Genomic DNA, 22,529 nt, shown 5'->3' with positions numbered 1-22,529 from the left:
TGAACGGAATTGAGTATCAGACCTGATGAAATCAGCACGCTGATTAAACAACAGATCGAACAGTTTAAATCCGAAATTCAAGTCGTTGATGTCGGTACGGTCATCCAAGTCGGTGACGGTATCGCACGTGTACACGGCCTTGAGAACGCGATGGCTGGCGAGCTGCTCGAATTCGCGAACGGTGTTATGGGTATGGCCCTTAACCTTGAAGAGAGCAACGTCGGTGTCGTTATCATGGGACCTTACACTGGCATCCGCGAAGGCGACCAAGTTAAGAGAACGGGTCGTATCATGGAAGTTCCTGTAGGCGAAGCGTTGCTTGGCCGCGTTGTTAACGCACTGGGTCAACCAGTTGACGGCAACGGTCCAATCAACACAACGCAAGCGCGTCCAATCGAATCTCCGGCACCGGGCGTTATGGCTCGTAAATCGGTATTCGAGCCGATGCAAACAGGTATCAAAGCGATTGACGCGATGATTCCTATCGGTCGTGGTCAACGTGAGCTTATCATCGGTGACCGCCAAACAGGTAAAACACAAATCGCGATCGACACGATCGTTAACCAAAAAGGTAACGGCGTTATCTGTATCTACGTTGCTATCGGTCAGAAACAATCGACTGTTCGTACAGTTGTTGAGTCCCTTCGCCAACAAGGCGCTTTGGACTACACAATCGTCGTAACAGCGAGCGCTTCCGAGCCATCCCCACTCTTGTACCTGGCTCCTTACACAGGCTGCTCGATGGGCGAGTACTTCATGTACAATGGCAAACACGTACTTGTTATCTATGATGACCTTTCCAAACAAGCGGCAGCATACCGTGAGCTTTCCTTGCTGCTTCGCCGTCCTCCGGGTCGTGAGGCTTACCCAGGTGACGTATTCTACCTTCACTCCCGTTTGCTTGAGCGCGCAGCTAAGCTGAACGATGAGCTTGGCGGCGGTTCCTTGACTGCATTGCCATTCATCGAGACGCAAGCCGGCGATATCTCGGCTTACATCCCGACGAACGTAATCTCGATTACGGACGGCCAAATCTTCCTTGAGTCCGACCTGTTCTACTCCGGTCAGCGTCCAGCGGTTAACGTTGGTAACTCTGTATCCCGTGTAGGTAGCTCCGCTCAAATCAAAGCAATGAAGAAGGTTGCTGGTACGCTGAAGACTGACCTCGCGCAATACCGCGAGCTTGCAGCTTTCGCAGCGTTCGGCTCCGATCTCGATAAAGTAACACAATCCCGTCTGAACCGCGGTGAGCGTACGCTTGAAATTCTGAAGCAAGGTGTTAACGCACCATTGCCAGTAGAGCGTCAAGTTGTATCCCTGTACACGGTTACTCGTGGACACGTGGACGATCTTCCCGTTCAAGACGTTCGTCGTTTCGAACAAAGCTTCCTGGCTTACGTGGATGCAAACAAACCAGAAATTTTCGCTTCCATCCGCGACACGAAAGATTTGACTTCCGACAATGAGAAAGTACTTGTTGAAGCAATCAAAACATTCAAGAACAGTTTTGCTGCGTCGGTATAAAAGTTTAACTTAGCGCGGAATAGAACTGGCCCGAGCGGTACCGTCAGGTACCGCGGGGGGCTGGTAATAAGGTGGTGACAACGAATGGCTAAAGGTATGCGCGAGATTAAGCGCTCGATCAAGAGTAAGCAAAATACGAAGCAGATTACGAAGGCTATGGAGATGGTTGCATCTGCGAAGCTCAAACGAGCTCAAGAAGCAGCTGTAGCATCACGTCCATATACGGAGAAAATCAAAGAAGTCGTAGCTAGCATTGCTTCGGGCGGGGGCACAATAAAGCATCCCATGCTGCAAAGCCGCGAAGTTAAGCGTACGGCCTATCTGGTCGTTACGTCGGACCGTGGTTTGGCGGGTGGATACAATGCGAACGTGCTTCGTAAAGTATGGACGACGATTGAGGAGAAGCATAAGTCTTCTGCTGAATACGACGTGTTCGTCATCGGTCGTAAAGGCCGTGATTACTTCAAACGCCGTGGCGTACAGCTGGCAGGAGAAGTAACGGGACTTTCCGATACACCTAAATTTGCAGATATCAAGTCGGTAGCAGCAGAAGCTGTTAAAGGCTTCGAGAGCGGCAAGTATGACGAACTCAACCTGGTTTACAACCAATTCTACAACGCAATGACCCAAGTTCCTGTTGTTAAACAGCTGCTTCCTCTGGATCAGTCGGAATTCACAGGCGCGAAGGCAAGCTACGAATATGAGCCGTCACCTGAGAAGGTGCTTGACGTTCTTCTTCCTAAATACGCGGAAACGGTCATTTACAGCGCAGTATTGGAAGGTAAAGCGAGTGAGTTCGGCGCACGTATGACTGCGATGGGCAATGCAACGAAGAACGCGACGAAGATGATCGCAGGCTTGACGTTGACGTACAACCGTGCACGTCAGGCAGCAATCACACAAGAAATCGCAGAAATCGTCGGCGGCGCGAACGCGCAGGCGTAACATAAACTTTAAAGTATTTTTCCTCGGAAAAACATGAAGGAGGTACACCAATGAGCAAGGGGCATGTAGTCCAGGTAACAGGTCCGGTTGTCGACATTGCGTTCGAGAACGGTCATTTGCCTCAGATTCTTAATGCGATCAAAATTGAGAAAAAAGCTGAAAATCCAGGCGAAGTGAACATCAATCTTACGGTTGAAGTTGCAACTCACCTCGGTGATAACTTGGTTCGCTGCGTTGCGATGTCTTCCACTGACGGTCTTGTCAGAGGTACAGTAGCTGTTGACTTGGGCAACCCAATCACAGTACCTGTAGGACCAGCAACACTCGGTCGTGTATTTAACGTACTCGGCGATCCAATTGATAACAATGGTGATGTTGACCGTACGCTCGCTAACCCGATCCACCGTCAAGCTCCTCCTTTCGAAGAGCTGTCAACTTCCCAAGAAATCCTGGAAACAGGTATCAAAGTTATCGACCTTATGGCGCCTTACTCCAAAGGTGGTAAAATCGGTCTCTTCGGCGGCGCGGGCGTAGGTAAAACCGTAACGATGCAAGAGCTCATTCACAACATCGCACAAGAGCACGGCGGTATCTCCGTATTCGCCGGCGTTGGTGAGCGTACTCGTGAAGGTAATGACCTTTACCACGAAATGAGCGACTCCGGCGTTATCAACAAAACAGCGATGGTATTCGGTCAAATGAACGAGCCTCCAGGCGCGCGTCTTCGCGTAGCTTTGACAGGTTTGACAATGGCTGAGTACTTCCGTGATGAAGAAGGCAAAGACGTACTTCTGTTCGTCGATAACATCTTCCGCTTCACGCAAGCTGGTTCCGAAGTATCCGCATTGCTTGGCCGTATGCCGTCCGCGGTAGGTTACCAACCAACGTTGGCAACTGAGATGGGTCAACTGCAAGAGCGTATCACTTCAACGAAAAAAGGTTCCGTTACTTCCATTCAAGCCATCTACGTTCCTGCCGATGACTATACGGATCCGGCTCCGGCAACGGCATTTGCTCACTTGGATGCAACGACTAACCTTGAGCGTAACATTGCAGCGATGGGTATTTTCCCAGCCGTTGACCCGCTCGCTTCGTCTTCCCGTATCCTGACACCAGAAATTCTTGGCGAAGAGCACTACCAAGTAGCGCAAACCGTTAAGAAAGTTCTGCAACGTTATAAAGAACTTCTGGATATCATCGCGATCCTCGGTATGGACGAATTGTCTGAAGAAGACAAGCAAGTCGTTCACCGTGCGCGTCGTATTCAAGTGTTCTTCGCGCAACCACTTCACGTTGCGGAAGCGTTCAATGGTATCCCGGGCTTGTACGTTCCTGTTAAAGAAACTGTACGCAGCTTCAAAGAAATTCTTGAAGGTAAGTACGACCACCTTCCAGAATCGGCATTCCACAACGTCGGAACGATCGAAGATGCTGTTGCTAAAGCGGAAAAACTTGCTCAAGAGGTTTAATCGCTCATAGCTAGGGAGGTAATATCGTGAGCTCCTTTTTATTGGAAATTGTAACGCCTGAGCGTAAGGCTTACGCTCAGGATGTAAATATGATTATTGTCAAAGGCTCTGAGGGTGAGCTAGGTATTCTGCCTAACCACATTCCAATGGTAACGCCTTTGAAGATTGCTCCTGTTACTATCAAGAAAGACCGCTCTGAAGAGGTTATCGCTGTTAACGGCGGTTTCCTTGAGATCCGTAAGGATAAAGTGGTTATCTTGGCTGAGAGCGCTGAGCTGCCGGGCGACATTGATGTTGCTCGTGCAGAATCAGCGAAGCAGCGTGCGGAGCAGCGTCTGAACGGCAAGCGCGACGAGTACGATCATGTTCGTGCCGAGCTTGCCCTGCAGCGTGCGCTTAACCGTATCGGTGTAGCAGGCCGCTAATCATTCACAACTAAAGACCGATTTCTTTGCAGATTGCATCTGCGGAGGAATCGGTCTTTTTTGCGTTATATGGAGAATTAATTAGCTGAGTTTACAAGAGTTTGAATGAAGAACTTTGCATCTATGAACTAATTGAGTTTGAGATAGGCTTTGATGACGGCGCTATCAAAGAACAGAGTTAAGGAATCGACATCTTTTATTCTTGAGTTTGAAGTTCGCCCCGGATATACTGGCTGTCGATGAGGCTTACGTGTTAGAATAAACCAGTTACGCTATATGATAAATTATGTCTACAAAAAGCCGATATATTTAATACGCGATCAAGTGTACTGTGGAGTAAAGCAAGACAAATTATGCGTTATATATACGGGATATGAAATAGGGGGACAACAGCATGAAAGTACGAAAAGCCATAATACCCGCTGCAGGCTTAGGGACTAGATTTTTGCCAGCCACTAAAGCACAGCCGAAAGAAATGCTTCCAATCGTGGACAAGCCTACACTTCAGTACATAATTGAAGAAGCAGTTCAATCGGGAATTGAAGAAATATTGATTATAACGGGTAGAAATAAGAAAAGCATCGAAGACCATTTTGACAAATCTGTCGAGCTAGAGCTGGAATTAGAGTCAAAAGGCAAATACGAACTATTAGAAGAAGTTAGAGGCATCTCCGATATGGTGAATATCCACTATATACGGCAGAAGGAGCCTAAAGGGCTCGGACATGCCATTTATTGTGCCAAGAGCTTTATCGGGAACGAACCGTTTGCAGTCATGCTAGGTGATGACATTGTTGATAATGAGAAGCCATGCTTAAAGCAAATGATGGACATTTATAATGAGTACAAAACGACAATACTAGGTGTCCAACAAATTGCACATGAGGATGTAAATAAGTACGGTATCGTAGAAGGAAAGTTTATTGAAGATCAAATTTACAAAGTAAAAGGTTTGGTGGAGAAACCTTCTGTTGAAGATGCGCCATCCAACATTGCAATATTGGGGAGATATGTAATCACTCCAGCCATATTTGATATATTGGAATGTACGCAGCCAGGTAAAGGCGGAGAAATTCAGCTAACAGATGCATTAAAAGTATTGGCTCAACGCGAAGCTATGTATGCCTATATCTTTGAAGGCAGAAGATACGATGTGGGAGATAAAATGGGTTTCTTACAAGCAACGGTTGAGTTTGCTTTGAAGAGGGAAGATCTAAGAGATGAGTTTTTACAATATTTATTACAGACAGTTGAAAAGGAAAAAATGATAGATTCATTTGTTCGTCAATAACTAGTAGGAGAAAACCATTTCATGTTTAAGTAAGAGAGTAGCAAGTTCTGCTCTCGTGAGTAAGTGCGAGTCAGCTTCTTCAGTCGTACCGTGATGAGTTCAACAGCCAAGTCGAGGCTGGCAAAGAGATTATGAAGAACATGGCTTAATTCATTTTTACATTTTTGAAGGCTCCCTATTGCGTGTTGCGTGTAGGGAGCCTTTTTTGCATTGAAAAGTGTTTGACGAAGCAGCTCCCCACTTCTATACTGATTGATAATAGTTCTCAGAGACGGACGACACTGATGCCGCCTGAGAGAGAGGGGCAAGTGAAATGAAGAAGGCGTCGGGGTTCGAGATCGTAGCGGCGCGCTGCTGGAATTTGTTAAATGAGGGAAAGCCGTTCACGCCGATATTCGTTATCGGAACATACGCGCTCTATCATATGAGCCAGTGGGGCGAGGCAAGCTTCTGGGGGCAGTTCGGATTGGGACTGCTAGCGGCGCTTCCGCTGTTTGCGCTGTATTTCTATTATGATTTTCCACTGTTTCTACGTAACTATCTTTGGCTTCCGGTTGTTGCTGCGCTCGTGCTGTGGCGTGATGCGTCGCTTGATCTAGGGCTCTATGCTACGGCGACGCTGCTGTTTCTGTTCTTCACAATTTACTTCTGGGGGACGTTCTATTACCACCTAAGGATCGGCACGTCATGGTGGAATTTCAAGCGGTTCTGGAAGCTTGTGCTGAAGAACAGCGATTCCACGAGCGGCAATGCGCAGGAGCAGCTGCCAAAGTTTCTGCTGCTTCTCTTCGTTGTTGACGTGGCGGGCGGATATTGGGCGGATGGAAGCGGGTCTGCGGGGGATTTTGGATGGGGGAGCTACTGCCTGTTCGTGGTAGGTGTCCTGGTGTATGCGTTCATTCTGCACCGCAATCTATTCGATTGGAAGCCGAAAGAAATTCCGAATTATACGGTGCCTGTACAACCTCCTGAGCAACAGGCTGAAGGCAAAGTATTTGTGCTTGTCATTGACGGTATGCGGAAGGACAGATTCGAAGAGGCGAATGCGCCTTTTCTAAAAAGATGGCGTTCAGCAGGTACGGAATATACGCAGATGGAGACGGTGTATCCGGCGAGAACGGTCGTCTGTTTCTCTTCGATGTTTACAGGGACGTATCCGCGTGAGCATGGCATTACGTCCAATATGGTGTGGAAGCTCGGCATTAAGGTGGAGTCGATCTTCGACAGCTTAAGAAAAGTCGGCAAAGTCGGACGGCTGCTCGGCATTGCCCACCTCATTGATTCGATGGGCGATGACGTGGAGAGTGTCACAGCGGTTATGCATAACGATAAAGCCGATCGCAACATTATGGAGCGTGCGAAGCTCATTATGGCGGAACAGAATCCCGATCTCTTGGTGGTGCAATTCATTGCAACGGACCAGACTGGACATAGCATGGGAGCGCTATACAGCGAGTACCGGCAAAAGATCGAGGAGGCCGATGCTCTTATTGCTGAGTTCGTGCAGTGGCTTGAGGTGAATGGACACGCGGATAATGCGACGTTCATCGTGTGTGCCGATCATGGACAGGCCGACGGTATCGGCGGGCATGGGCATTTGGACGAGGGCGAACGGTACGTGCCGTTCTTCATGTACGGTCCGAACGTTCGGCAGGGCGTTAAGGTCGATGCGAAGCAGTCGCTTGTATCGGTAGCGCCAACGCTCAGCTACTTGCTTGGTGCACCGCTGCCGAGCCATAGTCGAGGACCGGTCTTAATGGATGCTTTTGAAACGACACAGACGATTAAACCACAGAAAGAAGCGGGACAGCATGGAGAAGAAGAAGCTGGTCGTATTCCTGCCGGCGCATAACGAAGAAGGCAATATCGCGAAAGTAATCACTCGTATTCCACGTGAACCCCATCCAGGCTGGAAGGTGGAGGTGCTTGTCATTGACGATGGTTCTACCGATGGTACGGTGGAAGAGGCAAGGGCTGCGGGTGCGGAGCATATTGTTTCTCACGTGCGCAACCGAGGGCTTGGCGCTGCGGTTCGAGAGGGACTTGCATCATGCGTGCGCCTCGGGGCAGATATCGGACTCATGATTGATGCGGATAATGAGTATCCGGCAGAAGAGATTCCAAACGTAGTCGCTCCGATCTGGGAGGGGCGCGCGGATTATACGATGGGGTCGCGGTTTAAAGGCGTCATCCGCGGGATGAAGCTGCACCGCCGACTTGGCAACTACTGCTTTACTCTGATGCAAGCGCTGCTGCTGCGCCGAATGATATGGGACGGCCAGTCTGGCATGCGCGGCTTCTCGCGGGCGGCGATGGAGCGGGCGGAAATAATCCATGATTATAACTATGCACAAGTTCTGACACTGAATCTGGTCCGCCAAGGCTTCAGGATGGAAGAAGTGCCAATCACATATCAGGTGCGTGAGCATGGCGAGTCGTTCATCAAGTTCAATAAATATGTAAGAAACGTGTTGCCAGCGGTATGGAAGGAAATGCGTCGTCCTGTGAGTAGGAAGCGAGCTGCGCTGAAGAAGGCGCGAGCCGTTGCCGTGCGCGGAGCGAGTGTGGAGAAGTAGGGCAAAAGAGAACAATAGAGGTGGGATAAGGTGCGGCGGCAAGAGGGGAAACATCAGCGTGGCAAGCGCAGTTATATGAGTGTTGTGAAGTCGGTCGCCGCACCGGCTTCTGTTGCTATTGGGGTACTGCTCTGGCTGATATTCAGCTTCCAGCACCGGAGTCCGTTTGCGGCCAGCTGGGATGAGGTGGATTTTGCCCTGGCGCTTAGCAGGTTCGACCTGCTGGCGATGCAGCCGCATTTTCCGGGGTACCCGTACTTCGTAGCTGGTGCCATGGCGGTGCAACGATTCACACACCATCCAGTGCTCGCCTATGACACGCTAAACATTGGACTGCTCGAATTGTCTGTTATTCCGCTATGGTTACTCGCGCGGCGGGTTATGTCGCCGCTATGGACAGTGCTTGCGGTGCTGCTCGTGCTGACAGCGCCGTATCTGTGGCTGCAAGCGGTGCGGCCAATGTCGGAGGCGGCTGGCATCGCTATGCTGTGGTGGTTCCTCTGGAGCTGGTGGCGGGCAATGGAACGGCGCTCCTTAGGGCGCTCAGCAGCAGCGATGTTCTTCTTCAGCCTGATGATGGGAATCAGGCTGTCTTTTGTCGCCTTCGGCATCGGGCTGCTCTGGCTGCTGGCGCTGCATATCCTGGATTGGCGGCAGCAGGGCAAGCGCGTTCTGCCGCGGGCGAGTTGGTTCGTGCTGCTCGCGGCAAGCTTCGAGCTGCTGTGGGTGGCTGGGCTGGCCCTGAGCGAAGGCGGGCTGCGCGGGTTTATGAAGCTGGCCCTCGCCTTCACCGAGGGCCATTTCAGTGAATGGGGCGGCGGCGTAACCTCCGCCGCCCAGATCAGCTTCGCCGCGCGGCTGCTGCGCTTCGCCGGCGACAACGTGCTGTGGGCCGGCATGTTCGCCCGGTCCACGGCACTCCTGGCTGCGGCGGCGGGGCTCACCTTCGCCACCGTGCTCGCCGCGGGGGCTGCGCTACCGCCCCGCGGCAGCGCGCGCACGCGCGCGCCTTTGGCGCCCCGGGCGGCGGCATGGCTATGCCGCCCGGCGCTGCCGGGAGCGCTCGCCGCGCTCGCGAGCGCCTACGGCGCCTGGGCGCTGCTGGCGCAGAACATCGACAAGCCACGCCACATCACGCCGCTCATCGGCGTGATGTGGCTGCTGCTTGCGATGTGCTGCGCGGCTGCGCCGGCTGCTGCGCAGCAGCAAGAGCGAGGCGCGCGCATACGCCGCGCGCTGCGAGCGGCGGGCGTGCTCTGCGCCGCTTGCGTCATTGCGCTGCAAGCGGCCGCAGGCAGCGCGCTGGTAGTGCGGCAGGCGAAGGAGACGCCTGCCGTCTACCAGCTTGCACAGGGGCTTAGCCAGCTTGCGGCAAGCCATACGGACCGCCGGTATGTCGTGTACACGTGGGAGGAGATGCGCGTCCTCCAGTACTTGAACTGCCCGGTGACGAACCGGCGGATCGAGACGTACTCGTATTTTCTTGCGGATGTGCAGGCGGACCCAGCGGCAGAGATTCTGCTCACCGATCATGTGCTGCAAGGCTTCGAAGCGCAGGTCGGGTCACTGCGGGACAAGGTACAGCCGATCGCAGTATATCGCAGTGACAAGTTATTCGAGCCGGTCTATAACGAGATTACGTTATACAAGTGGATTGGCGATAAGAAGCGATAACAGCCTCGGCAAACCGCCGAGAGGGATTCCCTGCTTCCAACTTGTCAAATACCTTTCACATAGCGGGCTTTCCTCTTATTGACACCCTAATTGAAAATGATTATCATTTTTACGTAACCTTTGAGAAAATAAGGCAGCAAGCGAGCCGATTATGGTTGACGAAAGGTGAATGGCAATCATGCGTAGCAGATCAGTAACCATTGCAGCAGCGTTAATTGTCGTGTTATTCCTAGCTCTGGCACCAGCCCGTGCATGGGCTTACTCATATGGCGATGCGAACACCGAGGACGTCGCGGAAACGTTCAAGCTTGTCGTAGCAGCGCTGGGGAAGGACCCGGCTGATTGGACTGCGGCACAAGCCGCGCATCAAGAACGGCGTGACGAAATCGCTTCGCACTTCGGCGAATCGGTTGCCGCAACATTAGATGCGGACTTTAAAGCACATAAGCTCGAAGAAACGATCAGCAATTACAAGGCACTTCTCGTCATGAATCTGGATCGACGCTTCGAGAGCGTCCTTCAGAATCTCGCCGATTATACGACCGCGAAGCTTCTTCTAGCGAAGGCGCGTGCCACGTTCGAGACGTTATCGCCTTATGCGGAGTCGCAGCTTTCCGCGGATAAGCTGAACAGCTTGGCGAAGGATTTTGACATTGCGCTCGATGCCCTCGGCAATCCCGGACTGTTCGGCGTTGGGAAGAAGGAATCGAACGAAGCAGCGCTGAAAGAAGCCGTGAATCGGATCTATGGCGCTTTCAAGCCGTTGTTTCCGTTCACAGGAGCATCAGCATCCGGATCGGATGACGGAGCAGCAGCGGGGTCGCCGGAGGCAGAGGAGCCGGAAGAGGTTGACGGAACGAAGACGCATGCACCGATGACCCATGAAGCCAAGACGAATTCGGCTGTAACGATTGGAGTTATCGGAGGCGTTATTATACTAGGGGGCGGAGCCGTATGGTGGGCCCGTCGTAAAGGTTTTTTCTAATTATAAGCAGCCGTGTTCTTTAGGTAGGATTAAGGAGTGAGCGTTCCATGAATTTGCAGACGTTTCTCATCACGTTCCGCGAAGCGTTCGAAGCGATTCTTATTGTTGGCATTATCATCACGTACTTGAATCGAATCGGGCAGAGCAAATGGAACAAGTGGGTGTTGGTCGGCGTGTTCATGGCGATCCTTGCGAGCCTTGGCGTTGCGCTCGTGTTCCAGACTGTGCTCGACGGATATGCGACAATGGGCAGCAAAGAATATATGCGTATCGGCATTTTGCTGGTGTCATCGGGATTGCTCACGCATATGATCTTGTTCATGGGCAAGCAGAATCAAGAGATGCGAGGCAAGCTGCAAAATAAAGTAGCGCTTATCTTAAGCGCCGGCGGCGCAATCAATATGATTGTCCACTCCTTCCTCGTCACGTTGCGCGAAGGGGTAGAGACCGTATTCTTCTTCGCGGCGATCTCCTCTGGCGATATCTCGAAAGCGATTCAGAGCTGGGGAGCATTGGCCGGGCTTATAGCAGCGGGATTGCTTGGCGTTGCCGTATTCAAAGGCAGCAAGAAGATCAAGATTGGCACCTTCTTCAAAATAACAAGCGTATTCCTTATTATGATAGCGGCCGGATTGTTCGTTCAAGCGATTGGCGTGATGCAGGATTTGCGCATTATCGGCAGCCTCTATAAGACGCCAGGCGGCGAGATCGGGGCAATGTACGACCTAACTTGGTTCATGCCGGAGCATCCGATCGACGAAGCAAACTATATCCGCGACACCGGGAATCATCCGATATTGAACGGGCAGGTGGGCATCTTCTTCAAGGCGTTCCTTGGCTACTCGCAGGAGCCATCGTTAGAGGAATTCGTGCTTTACTGGCTGTATTATGTGATGGTGTTCATCATGCTCGCCCGACAGCGAAAGCTTGCCCTTCTGGCAGAGGCAAAGGCGCGCGAAGATGCGGCGGCCTCGTCGGAATCAGGCCATACAACTGCGGTATAATCGAATATTTGTTTATTGTAAAAGACTCTCGTTCTCACCGCTTGCTGGTGAAGCGGGAGTCTTTTTTATCGCGCGCACTTGCATATTTTTACCAGTAACTGCTTATCCTAATTGAAGCTGACCTTGCTCGCCCTTCCAAAAATTTGTCGAAAGGAAGCGCATTCAACTCCGTCATAGACGCAAGTGGCAGCTTTTGTTATAATTATGAGGGAAATTTGACCAAGCCAGCAGCACCGATTCCGCCCTGCAGATCCATAATAATGGAGGCGAAAATAGTGGAGAAGTACATCAACAATTACGTTATTGTGGCCATCTTCATTCTTCTCGGTATTCTGCTTCCCGTGGTCGCATTGGCCGTTGGGCGACTATTGCGCCCGAACAAACCGAATGAAGAGAAGAAGACGACCTACGAGAGCGGGAACGAACCCGTAGGGGAAGGTCAAGTTCGTTTTAATGTTCGCTACTATCTGTTTGCGCTCATGTTCGTTATCTTCGATGTAGAAACCGTTTTTTTATATCCGTGGGCCGTCGCTTATAAGCAGCTCGGCTTATTTGTGCTTGTTGAGATGGCGATATTTACGGGATTATTGTTAATTGGATTACTCTACGCCTGGAAGAAGAAGGTGCTCAAATGGAATTCAATTTAGAGTCGATCACCCCCGAAGAGAGACAAGAGCTGGAGCGCAATGTGTTTATGGGCACGCTGGAGGAGCTGAAGGCGTGGGCACGCAGCAACTCGCTGTGGCCGCTGACCTTCGGGCTTGCTTGCTGTGCGATCGAGATGATGGGGACAGGCGCATCACATTATGACCTGGACCGGTTCGGCGTTATGTTCCGCACATCGCCGCGCCAATCGGACGTTATGATCGTAGCTGGTACCGTCACGAAGAAGATGGGACCGCTGCTTCGTCGTCTCTATGACCAGATGCCTGAGCCCAAATGGGTTATCGCAATGGGCTCCTGCGCTACGGCTGGCGGGCCTTACGTTCGTTCTTACGCTGTGATGAAGGGCGTCGATCAGATCGTGCCCGTCGATGTATATATCCCAGGCTGCCCGCCGAACCCGGCTGCACTTATCTATGGCATTAACAAGCTTCAGGAGAAAATCCGCTACGAGGCGAAGACCGGGAAGCGGGTGACGAACCGATGAGCGACGAGAAAGACAAGGAGCTCGGTCAGTCCGCTGATGCTCCCGCGCCTGCGGCTGAGGCTGCCGAGAAGGCGCAAGTGAGCAGCGTGCCTAGCGGCGAAGCGGCACCGAGTGCGCCTGTTGCTGAGGGGACGCCAGAGCCAGCAGTTGATCCGGAGCGCGAAGCGAAGCTGAAGGCGGCCGCGGAAGCACGCGCCGCAAGAGCAGCGGCGAAGGCAGCGGCCGAGGGCGGAGGCGATGCGCCTGCGGCACCGGCAGCTGGAGCCGGCGCGGAAGATCCGGAGAAAGCGGCGAAGATTGCCGCTGCGGCGGAAGCGCGCGCGGCTCGGGCAGCGGCCAAGGCTGCCGCTGAAGGTAGCGAAGCTGCACCGGCAGAGCCGAAGGCGCCGTCGCCCAAGCAGCCGCAGCTGGATGAAGCAGCAGCGCTTATTCGGGCGTCAGTTGCTGAAGACGCGATTGAAGAAGCTTACATAAATGAATTGAACGATCATATGCCGACACTGATTATTCGCGCGGATCGTTTGGTCGAGACTTCCCGTCTCTTAAAGACGCATGACGGGCAGGACTTCAGCTATCTGCGCAATGTCTCGGGTGTCGATTACGAGACGCATCTGGAAGTCGTCTATCATCTTGTATCGCTAAAGTCGAAGAATGAGCTTGCTATGAAAGTGAAGACAAACCGCGAGCAGCCAGAGATTCCATCGGTCGTTCCGATCTGGGATACGGCGAACTGGAACGAGCGCGAAATCTATGATTTGCTCGGAATTGATTTTCCGGGGCATCCCGATTTGCGGCGTATTATGATGCCTGATGATTGGGCTGGTTATCCGCTGCGCAAAGATTACGTACCGCTAGACCCGGAGGTGTGATGAGCCGTGATTCGTACAGAAGAACTGCTGCTTAACGTCGGCCCGCAGCATCCCAGCACGCATGGCGTTTTTCGCATCGTCGTCAAGCTTGACGGTGAAGTGATAACGGAAGCGACTCCGGTTATGGGCTATTTGCACCGGGGTACAGAGAAGCTTGCGGAAGATTTGAACTACACGCAAATTATCCCTTATACCGACCGGATGGATTATGTGTCGGCGATGACAACGAACTATGTGCTCTGTCACGGCGTGGAGAAGATGATGGGCCTTGAAGTGCCGGAGCGCGCTGAGTTCATGCGGCTGATCGTCATGGAGCTGCAGCGTATTGCCAGCCACTTGGTGTGGTGGGGCACCTACTTGCTCGATATCGGGGCGATGAGCCCGTTTCTATTCGCTTTCCGCGATAGAGAGATTATCATCAACCTGTTCAACGAGCTATGCGGCGCCAGGCTGACTTACAACTATATGCGAGTTGGCGGCGTGAAATGGGATGCGCCTGTCGGCTGGATTGATAAAGTGCGAGAGTTCATTCCGTATATGGAAGGCAAGCTCGACGAGTATAACAGGCTCGTCAGCGGCAACGAAATCTTCCTTGCGCGGATCAAGGGCATCGGCGCGTATGATGCACAGACCGCAATCGATTATGGCTTATCCGGTGCGAATCTCCGTTCCACAGGCGTGGACTGGGACCTTCGCAAGGCGAAGCCATATAGCTTGTATGATCGCTTCGAATTCGATGTGCCTCTCGGCAAGAAAGGCGATTGCTATGACCGTTACTTGATCCGGCTCGAAGAGGTTCGCCAGTCGCTTCGCATCTTGAAGCAGGCAGTCGAGCAGTTCCCTTCCTCCGGCGAAGTGATGGGCAAAGTGCCACGCGTCATTCGTCCCCCGGCAGGTGAGGTCTACGTGGGAATTGAATCGCCGCGCGGGGAGATCGGTGTCCATATCGTCTCGAAAGGGAAAGCAGAACCATACCGGCTGAAATTCCGCCGTCCTTCTTTCGTGAATCTGCAAATTTTGCCGAAGCTGCTCGTTGGGGAGACAATGACGAACCTCATTACCATTTTGGGCGGCATTGATATTGTCGTCGGGGAGGTTGACTGCTAATGGGGTCCTGGCTCGATGAAACGCTGACTTGGGGCAATGCGCTGCTGTTCTTCCTATGGGGCGTCATCCTGCTTGTCATCGTATTAGGCTTCGTAACCTACGCCATCTTCTTCGAACGTAAAGTGATTGGCTGGATGCAATTCCGGATCGGCCCGAACAGGGTTGGACCTTGGGGATTATTGCAGTCCGTGGCCGATATTGCCAAGTTGCTGATGAAGGAAGATACGATTCCGCGTAAGGCGGACAGAGCGTTGTTCATCTTGGCGCCTGCACTTGCTTATGTGCCAGCGTTTGCTGTGCTTGCGGTTATTCCTTATACGCAGAAGCTGTATTTTGCAGATATCAATGTTGGCCTTCTCTACTATGTCGCGCTCTCGGGCATTTCGACGATTGCAATCGTCCTAGGCGGCTGGTCGTCCAACAATAAATACGCGCTGCTCGGCGGTATGCGCTCTGCTGCACAGATGATCAGCTACGAAGTGCCGCTTGTCATCTCCGTCGTCGGCGTCATTATGATGTCAGGCACGCTCAACCTGCGTTCAATTGCCGAGCAGCAAGGCGACTGGTTCTGGCAGTGGAACTTCATTCCGCAGATTATCGGGTTTGTCATATTCGTTATCGCAGCCGTATCGGAGCTGAACCGAACGCCGTTCGACTTGCCGGAGGCGGAATCGGAGCTGGTTGCCGGTTACCATGTCGAGTACAGCGGCTTCCGCTTCGCGTTCTTCATGCTGACGGAATATGTGTATGTGTACGCGATTGCGGCACTGACGACCGTATTGTTCCTCGGCGGCTGGCATGCGCCGTTCCCGTTCCTGGATTGGGTACCGGGCATTATCTGGTTCCTGCTCAAGTTCTCGTTTATCGTGTTCTTCCTGTTCTGGATCCGGGCGACGCTGCCGCGTATCCGAATTGATCAGCTGATGGGGCTGGGCTGGAAGGTACTGCTTCCGCTGGCGATCTTGAATGTGTTTCTTACAGCGGTCTGCATGGAGCTGTTCGTGAAATAAGGTTTACTTCAGATAGGAGGGATGAGGGAATGAAAGGTCTCTTAAAAGGGCTTGGTGTCACGCTTAAATCATTGACCGAAAAAAAAGTTACCACTTCCTATCCCGATGTGCCGATCATAATGCCGGACCGTTACCGCGGCATCCAGCATTTTGAACCGGACAAATGCATTGTGTGCAACCAGTGCGCGCGTATTTGTCCAACGGAGTGCATCACGCTCACCGGAAAAGCGAATCCGGACCCGGAGAAGAAAGGGAAGGTCATCGACACGTATGACATCAACTTCGAGATTTGCATTCTGTGCGATCTCTGTACGGAAGTGTGTCCGACAGAAGCGATCGTCATGACAGGCAATTTCGAGCTGGCGTCCTACAGCCGCGATGAATTGTTCAAGGACTTGAAGTGGCTCGATGACAACAACAGCAATGTCCGTCAGGACAATAACAATATTGGTGCTCCCGCTGCAGCCAAGGGAGGAGCGAAGTAGCCGATGTTTAACGTGAATTTTACCGGTGAATTTGTCGCCTTCTTCATCTTCTCTGTGCTCATTATTAGCGGCGCGGTGCTGATGATCAGCTTCACGAAGGTCGTCCACATGGTCGTCTCGCTCGCAGCGGTATTCATCGGGATTGCAGGCATGTTCGTGCTGCTGCAGGCGGAGTTTCTTGCCTTCGTGCAAGTGCTCATCTATGCCGGAGCGGTATCCATTCTCATGATCTTCGGCATTATGATGACGAAGCACCAGGATGCAGAAGTAGATCGTCCGCGCCCCCTGCACGAGACGCTTACAGCGATCGGCGCGCTGGCGCTGTTCGGCATTCTGTTCTATGCCATCCGTCAATCCGAATTCCCGGAGCCTTCGCAGCCGCTGAATGCAGCGGCTGACAATACGATGGAAATCGGCAAGCTGTTGTTCACAAGCTATGTCGTGCCTTTCGAGCTTGTTTCGGTGCTGCTGACAGTTGCCTTTATCGGCGCGATCGTGCTTGCGAAGAAGGAGGCGGACTAACATGTTATCTTCGTATTTAACGATGGCTGCGATTTTGTTCTGCATCGGCTTGTATGGTGCGCTTGTGAAACGAAACGCGGTCATTATTCTATTATCTATTGAGCTGATGCTCAATGCGGTCAATCTCAATTTGGTTGCTTTCTCGAAGTATGGCGTTGTCCCATCGCTGACAGGCCAAATGTTCACGCTGTTCAGCATCGCCGTTGCGGCTGCGGAAGCGGCTGTCGGCATTGCTGTCCTCATTGCGCTGTTCCGTGCACGCGGGACCGTCAACGTGGATGAGTACGACGAGATGAGGAGGTAACGGATATGGATACAACTTTCTCACAAGCTGCCTGGCTCATTCCACTCTTTCCGTTCCTCGCCTTCCTGCTGCTGCTCGCTTTCGGACGCGGTCAGCAAACGCTAGGTGTTCTGCTTGGCTGCGTGAGCTCCTTCGCAGGGCTTGTGCTCTCGATTCTCGTCCTGATCGAGCATATGACAGACGGAACGAAATACTATCAATATGCGTTCAAGTGGCTGGACATTAACGGCCTAACCTTGAATGCAGGCTATGAAGTGACGAATCTGACTGCGCTTATGCTGGTCGTTGTCACCTTGGTCAGCTTCCTGGTTAATCTCTACTCGGCTGGTTATATGAAGCGCGACGAGCGGATTTCGGTCTTCTACAGCTATGTTGCGCTGTTCTCATTCTCGATGCTGGGCCTCGTACTAGCGGACAACATGCTGACGCTCTATATTTTCTGGGAGCTCGTTGGCGTCTGCTCGTTCCTGCTGGTCGGCTTCTGGTACAGCAAACCAGAGGCAAAGGCAGCAGCGAAGAAGGCGTTCATCGTGACGCGGATCGGGGATGCGGGGCTGCTGCTCGGCATTCTGCTGTTGTACTGGTATATGCCGGATCATGCGCTTGATTTTGTTCATATCGGCAATGTGTTCGACGGGCAGACAGGCATTATCGCGGCAAGTGTGACGACTTGGATTGCAATTCTGATCTTCGTCGGCGCGGTCGGCAAATCCGGTCAGTTCCCGCTGCATGTGTGGCTGCCGGACGCGATGGAAGGCCCGACTCCTATTAGTGCGCTGATCCATGCGGCAACGATGGTTGCGGCAGGCGTCTATCTCGTTGCTCGGACATTTGATATCTTTCAAGCTTCGCAGACGGCAATGGATATCGTCGCTTATACCGGCGGCTTCACGGCCATCTTCGCCGCTACAATTGGGGTGGCGCAGAATGATATTAAGCGGATTCTCGCTTACTCTACCGTCAGTCAGCTCGGCTACATGATGATGGCGCTGGGGCTAGGCTCGATGACAGGCGGTATCTTCCACCTGTTCACGCATGCTTTCTTCAAAGCACTGCTCTTCCTCGGAGCGGGCAGTGTCATCCACGCGGTACATACGCAGAACATTCAAGAGATGGGCGGCTTAAGCACCAAAATGAAGATAACGACCTGGACGTTCGGTATCGGCACGCTCGCACTGTCGGGTATCCCGCCGTTCTCCGGCTTCTGGTCCAAGGATATGATTCTCAATACCGCGCTGCATGAGAAGCCTGTGCTGTTCGCAGTCGGCGTAGCTGCTGCCTTTTTCACGGCATTCTACATGTCGCGGCTGTTCTTCCTCGTCTTTATGGGCAAACCGAGAGGCGAGCAGCACGCACATGCGCATGAATCGCCGCCTTCGATGACGATTCCGCTTATCGTGCTGGCCGTGCTTTCCATTGTGGCCGGCTTCATCCAGACGCCATGGAACGAAACGCTTGGCACATGGCTCACCGATGGCGCAGAGAAGGAGCATGGTGGAGCGGGTATCGTGATGGTGATCTCCGCAGCGGTTGGACTGCTAGGCTTATATCTCGGCTGGCTCGTCTTCGTGAAAGGAACGATTGCTCGCGATGCAGTTTCCTCCCGAGCGCCTTGGCTGCTCAGGTTGCTGGAACGCAAATATTATATGGATGAGCTCTATGAAGCGCTTCTGGTACGGCCGCTTCGTGGACTTGGACGTCTGCTGAATGCAATTGACGATTATATCGTAGATGGCATCGTTCGGCTGGTTGGTGGAACGGCGGTGCTGTTCGGCCGCGGGGGAATCCGCGTACAGAACGGCCAAATTCAAACCTATGGCGTAGTGACGCTGCTTGGACTCGTCGTTCTTATCGTTGCACTTGTCGGAAGGAGGTTTTGGTAATGCTGGCTGATCTTCCGATTCTATCGCTTATTACGTTTTCTCCGCTGCTTGGCATTCTCGTCCTGCTCTTCCTGCCGAAGCAGCGAAGCCGTTGGCTGAAGATTACCGCGATTACCGCGACGATTCTTCCGCTGCTGCTGTCGCTGTGGCTGTATGCCGATTATAACAGCACGAAGGGCGGCAAGGCGTATGAGGAGAAAGCGACCTGGCTCGACGTCTCGCTCAACAAAGAAGCAGTCGGCGAAGTTAGCTCTTACCAATTCGAGATGCAATATCATATGGGCATAGACGGCTTATCGATGCCGCTCCTGCTGCTCACGACTATCGTTGGTGTCATGGCAGCACTTGCTTCTGTCCATGTGAAGAAGCGGTGGAAGTCGTTCTATATTTGGTTCTTGCTACTGGAGATCGGCATGCTCGGCGTGTTCCTCGCAAGAGATGTGTTCTTGTTCTTCGTCTTCTTCGAAATGACGCTCATACCGATGTTCTTCCTCATCGGCATCTGGGGCTACATGAACCGAGAGAAGGCGGCGAACAAGTTCCTGCTCTATAACGGAATCGGCTCGGCGATTATGTTGATCGCCTTCGTCATTCTTGTTGCCACGGCCGGGTTCCGCGCGGAGCAAGTGCCGGAGAAACAGCAGACGAACTTGTCTTATAGCGGAAGCTACGAGGTTATTACGACGAATCTGACGAAAGCCGATTCGTATGTGAATATGTCGTCGGAACAGACGGCAGGACAAGAGAATCCGTTCTACTTGTCCGAGCGGATGCGCTGGGTAATCTTCCTGTTGCTGCTGATTGCCTTCGGCATTAAGCTGCCGATCTTCCCGTTCCATACGTGGATGCTCGGGGTGCATACGGAAGCACCGCCTTCGGTCGTTATGATTCACTCCGGCGTCCTGCTCAAGATGGGGGCATATGGCTTGCTCCGCTTCGGGGTATTCATGTTCCCGGGGGTGGCGGAGGATTGGAAAGTCGCGATCGCGATTCTAGGCGTCGTCAACATTCTGTATGGCGCTGTGCTCGCCATCGTGCAGAAAGAATTCAAGCTCGTGCTCGCGTACTCGTCGATTAGCCATATGGGTATCGTGCTGCTCGGAATCGCTTCGCTTAATGAAATCGGCTTGCATGGCGCAATCATACAGCTGATCTCGCACGGTCTGATCTCAGCGCTGCTGTTCCTCATTGTTGGCAGCATCTATGAACGGACCGGCTCGACAGAGCTGAAGGATCTCGGCGGCCTTGCAAGAAGCATGCCGTTCATCAGCGGAATCCTGCTGACAGCGGGTATGGCTTCTCTCGGACTTCCCGGCTTGTCCGGCTTCATTGGAGAGTTCCTCTCGCTGCTTGGCTTGTTTGACTCGCAGCGCATTGTTACGGGAATTGCCGTGCTCGGCGTTATTCTGACCGCGGTCTATGTGCTGCGCAGCATCCTTGGCATTACGTTCGGCGCAATGCCGGAGAAGCTTATAGGCATTCGCGACGCGCGGCTTATTGAAGCGGTGCCGATGATTACGCTGCTTGCTTTTATCGTACTAATTGGGGTTTACCCGGCTGTATTGACGGAGCCGATGAAGCATGGCTTCGATACGCTGCTCCAGCAACTTTCAGAGAAGGCGGGGAGGTAGACGATGGACGCTGTACAACAACAGCTGCAGTCGCTCACCTGGAGTGACGCAGCCTATCTCGCCCCGGAATGGATACTTGTCGCATTCACCATTGTGCTGGCGGTACTGGATTTGTTTCTGCCGCGCCGCACCGCAATCGGTTGGCTGACGCTCGGCGGTCTTGCGGTATCGCTTGGTTTTGCCGTATGGCGCTTAACGGATCTCATTGATAAGGCGCAGTCGTCCGATGAGAATGGTCAGGCCGTCAGCCATGTTATTCGATTGATGGGCGACAGCTACCGGATAGACATGTTCTCAAGCCTGCTGAAAATTCTGTTCCTCGTCGCCACGATGCTGATCGTCTTGATGAGCCTCGGTACCGTGCGTAGAGCAGATATTTCGGATAAAGGCGAGTTCTACTATTTGCTCCTGCCAGCTGTAGTTGGCGCGATGATTATGGCCTCTTCAGGCGATATGATTACGCTCTACATCGGTCTTGAACTGCTAAGCATCACCACGTATGTGCTCGTTGGCATTCGCAAGCAGGATGTGAAGTCCGCGGAAGCGGCGTTCAAGTACGTCGTAATCGGCGGCATCTCGTCCGCGCTGCTCCTGTTCGGGATGTCGTATCTATACGGCATCACAGGCGCGACGAATCTCGGCGCGATTGCCCAGGGCATTCAGCAGCATGCGTCGGAATATCCAGCACTGCTATACGTATCTCTCTTCTTCATGCTGGCGGGCCTTGGCATCAAGATTGCTGCCGCGCCGTTCCATTACTGGGCGCCAGATGTGTACCAAGGAGCTCCGACGCCGGTTACGGCATTCCTTGCTGTCGTTTCCAAGGGCGCGGCGTTCGCGGTTATTTTCCGAATCGTCTACAATGTGGCGTTCTTCGCTTCCTCGCCGGATAAGCCAATTGCCGATGATGTGTTCCTCGCTCTGCTTGTCATGGCAGCTGCGGCTATGCTGGTCGGCTCAACGATGGCGCTGCGCCAGCACAATGTGAAGCGGCTCTTCGCACTCTCCGGGGTTGCTAATGCAGGCTATCTGCTTGTGCCTGTCGGCTTATCGCTCAAAGGCATGCACGCCTCGAACTTCGGCGAGTTCTTGTTCTACCTGGCTGCTTACCTGCTTATGACGATCGGTATCCTCGCGGTATTCTCGGTCATTAGCAAATCGGTCGGCCATGAGGAGATAAGCGGCTTCGCCGGCCTCTACTACCGAGCGCCTTGGACAGCTGTCGCAGTCATCATCTTCGTGCTCTCGCTGGCTGGCTTGCCGGTAACGGGCGGCTTCTTCGGGAAGCTGTTCATCCTCCTTGGCGCGGCTCAGTCGCAGCTGTACTGGATTATCGCCGTGATGGTCGTCAGCAGCGTCATCTCGTACTACTTCTATTTCGGCCTCATCCGCCAAATGTTCATGCGTTCGACGGTCGATAATGAAGTGCGTGTGCCGGTGACGACGGGCATCGTGATCTGGCTGTGCGCCGGAACGACATTCGTGCTTGGCATCGTGCCGGGTCCGGTACTGGACTTTGTGAATGATCATTTCTCGATTGTGAGCGATTTGTTCGTACGGTTACAATAGTCATTCGACAGGTTTCTCATATCCTCCTAAAGACGCCTCCGATTCTATGCCGCTCTGGTAGAATTGGAGGTTTTTTTGCGTCTCTCGCAGGTCTAAAGGCCAGAAT

21 protein-coding genes are annotated in these 22,529 nt (G+C 52.9%); all 21 read left to right on the top strand.

The features are described 5' to 3' along the window. Positions 1-9 precede the first annotated feature (9 nt). The 21 genes from atpA to AC0YNX_RS19180 all read left to right on the top strand — a co-directional run bounded on the left by atpA (position 10) and on the right by AC0YNX_RS19180 (position 22,423). Complete coding sequence (gene atpA / locus AC0YNX_RS19280; protein ID WP_475817333.1) at positions 10-1,524, top strand: F0F1 ATP synthase subunit alpha; 1,515 nt, start codon at positions 10-12, stop codon at positions 1,522-1,524. Positions 1,525-1,608: 84 nt separating this feature from the next. Further along, positions 1,609-2,469 (top strand): ATP synthase F1 subunit gamma, encoded by an 861-nt coding sequence (gene atpG / locus AC0YNX_RS19275; protein WP_475817332.1) that lies wholly within the window; start codon positions 1,609-1,611, stop codon positions 2,467-2,469. Between the two features lie 50 nt (positions 2,470-2,519). Then, positions 2,520-3,938, top strand: a complete 1,419-nt coding sequence (gene atpD, locus AC0YNX_RS19270) for a F0F1 ATP synthase subunit beta (protein WP_475817331.1) — start codon at positions 2,520-2,522, stop codon at positions 3,936-3,938. 26 nt (positions 3,939-3,964) lie between these two features. Then, positions 3,965-4,363 carry a F0F1 ATP synthase subunit epsilon gene (locus AC0YNX_RS19265; protein WP_475817330.1) on the top strand — a complete coding sequence of 133 codons (399 nt, stop codon included), beginning with the start codon at positions 3,965-3,967 and terminating at the stop codon, positions 4,361-4,363. Positions 4,364-4,757: 394 nt separating this feature from the next. Beyond that, positions 4,758-5,654 (top strand): UTP--glucose-1-phosphate uridylyltransferase GalU, encoded by an 897-nt coding sequence (galU, locus tag AC0YNX_RS19260; RefSeq protein WP_475817329.1) that lies wholly within the window; start codon positions 4,758-4,760, stop codon positions 5,652-5,654. 313 nt (positions 5,655-5,967) lie between these two features. Continuing rightward, positions 5,968-7,506 (top strand): alkaline phosphatase family protein, encoded by a 1,539-nt coding sequence (locus tag AC0YNX_RS19255; RefSeq protein ID WP_475817328.1) that lies wholly within the window; start codon positions 5,968-5,970, stop codon positions 7,504-7,506. Then, positions 7,466-8,230 (top strand): glycosyltransferase family 2 protein, encoded by a 765-nt coding sequence (locus AC0YNX_RS19250; protein WP_475817327.1) that lies wholly within the window; start codon positions 7,466-7,468, stop codon positions 8,228-8,230. Before AC0YNX_RS19255 ends, AC0YNX_RS19250 begins: the two co-directional genes overlap by 41 nt. A gap of 75 nt (positions 8,231-8,305) precedes the next feature. Further along, a complete protein-coding gene (locus AC0YNX_RS19245; RefSeq protein WP_475817326.1) occupies positions 8,306-9,904 on the top strand; it encodes a nucleoporin-interacting protein in 1,599 nt (532 codons plus the stop codon). Between the two features lie 178 nt (positions 9,905-10,082). Next, a complete protein-coding gene (locus tag AC0YNX_RS19240; protein ID WP_475817325.1) occupies positions 10,083-10,889 on the top strand; it encodes a hypothetical protein in 807 nt (268 codons plus the stop codon). 47 nt (positions 10,890-10,936) lie between these two features. Continuing rightward, the gene (locus AC0YNX_RS19235; protein WP_475817324.1) at positions 10,937-11,893 is read left to right on the top strand and encodes an FTR1 family iron permease; all 957 of its coding nucleotides are present in this window, start codon (positions 10,937-10,939) and stop codon (positions 11,891-11,893) included. Between the two features lie 260 nt (positions 11,894-12,153). After that, on the top strand, positions 12,154-12,540 hold the full coding sequence (locus AC0YNX_RS19230; protein WP_090575338.1) for an NADH-quinone oxidoreductase subunit A: 387 nt from the start codon (positions 12,154-12,156) through the stop codon (positions 12,538-12,540). After that, positions 12,525-13,043: a NuoB/complex I 20 kDa subunit family protein gene (locus AC0YNX_RS19225; protein ID WP_475817323.1), complete on the top strand. Its 519-nt coding sequence runs from the start codon at positions 12,525-12,527 to the stop codon at positions 13,041-13,043. Before AC0YNX_RS19230 ends, AC0YNX_RS19225 begins: the two co-directional genes overlap by 16 nt. Then, positions 13,040-13,912: an NADH-quinone oxidoreductase subunit C gene (locus AC0YNX_RS19220; protein ID WP_475817322.1), complete on the top strand. Its 873-nt coding sequence runs from the start codon at positions 13,040-13,042 to the stop codon at positions 13,910-13,912. Before AC0YNX_RS19225 ends, AC0YNX_RS19220 begins: the two co-directional genes overlap by 4 nt. Positions 13,913-13,918: 6 nt before the next feature. Continuing rightward, positions 13,919-15,019, top strand: a complete 1,101-nt coding sequence (locus tag AC0YNX_RS19215) for an NADH-quinone oxidoreductase subunit D (RefSeq protein ID WP_475817321.1) — start codon at positions 13,919-13,921, stop codon at positions 15,017-15,019. After that, entirely contained in the window at positions 15,019-16,029 is a 1,011-nt protein-coding gene (gene nuoH / locus AC0YNX_RS19210; protein WP_475817320.1) for an NADH-quinone oxidoreductase subunit NuoH, read from the top strand. The genes AC0YNX_RS19215 and nuoH overlap by 1 nt, the downstream gene beginning before the upstream one ends. Positions 16,030-16,058: 29 nt before the next feature. After that, positions 16,059-16,514, top strand: coding sequence for an NADH-quinone oxidoreductase subunit NuoI (nuoI, locus tag AC0YNX_RS19205; protein ID WP_475817319.1), 456 nt, complete (start codon positions 16,059-16,061; stop codon positions 16,512-16,514). Between the two features lie 3 nt (positions 16,515-16,517). Next, positions 16,518-17,036, top strand: coding sequence for an NADH-quinone oxidoreductase subunit J (locus AC0YNX_RS19200; RefSeq protein WP_475817318.1), 519 nt, complete (start codon positions 16,518-16,520; stop codon positions 17,034-17,036). Position 17,037: 1 nt separating this feature from the next. Continuing rightward, positions 17,038-17,340 (top strand): NADH-quinone oxidoreductase subunit NuoK, encoded by a 303-nt coding sequence (gene nuoK, locus AC0YNX_RS19195; protein WP_090575359.1) that lies wholly within the window; start codon positions 17,038-17,040, stop codon positions 17,338-17,340. 5 nt (positions 17,341-17,345) lie between these two features. Beyond that, the gene (nuoL, locus tag AC0YNX_RS19190; protein ID WP_475817317.1) at positions 17,346-19,223 is read left to right on the top strand and encodes an NADH-quinone oxidoreductase subunit L; all 1,878 of its coding nucleotides are present in this window, start codon (positions 17,346-17,348) and stop codon (positions 19,221-19,223) included. Continuing rightward, positions 19,223-20,854: a complex I subunit 4 family protein gene (locus AC0YNX_RS19185; RefSeq protein WP_475817316.1), complete on the top strand. Its 1,632-nt coding sequence runs from the start codon at positions 19,223-19,225 to the stop codon at positions 20,852-20,854. Before nuoL ends, AC0YNX_RS19185 begins: the two co-directional genes overlap by 1 nt. A 3-nt stretch (positions 20,855-20,857) precedes the next feature. Further along, positions 20,858-22,423 carry an NADH-quinone oxidoreductase subunit N gene (locus tag AC0YNX_RS19180; protein WP_475817315.1) on the top strand — a complete coding sequence of 522 codons (1,566 nt, stop codon included), beginning with the start codon at positions 20,858-20,860 and terminating at the stop codon, positions 22,421-22,423. Positions 22,424-22,529: the final 106 nt, after the last annotated feature.

It is taken from the genome of Paenibacillus sp. J31R98, from assembly GCF_056269245.1.
This window is presented reverse-complemented; position numbering and strand designations above follow the sequence as displayed.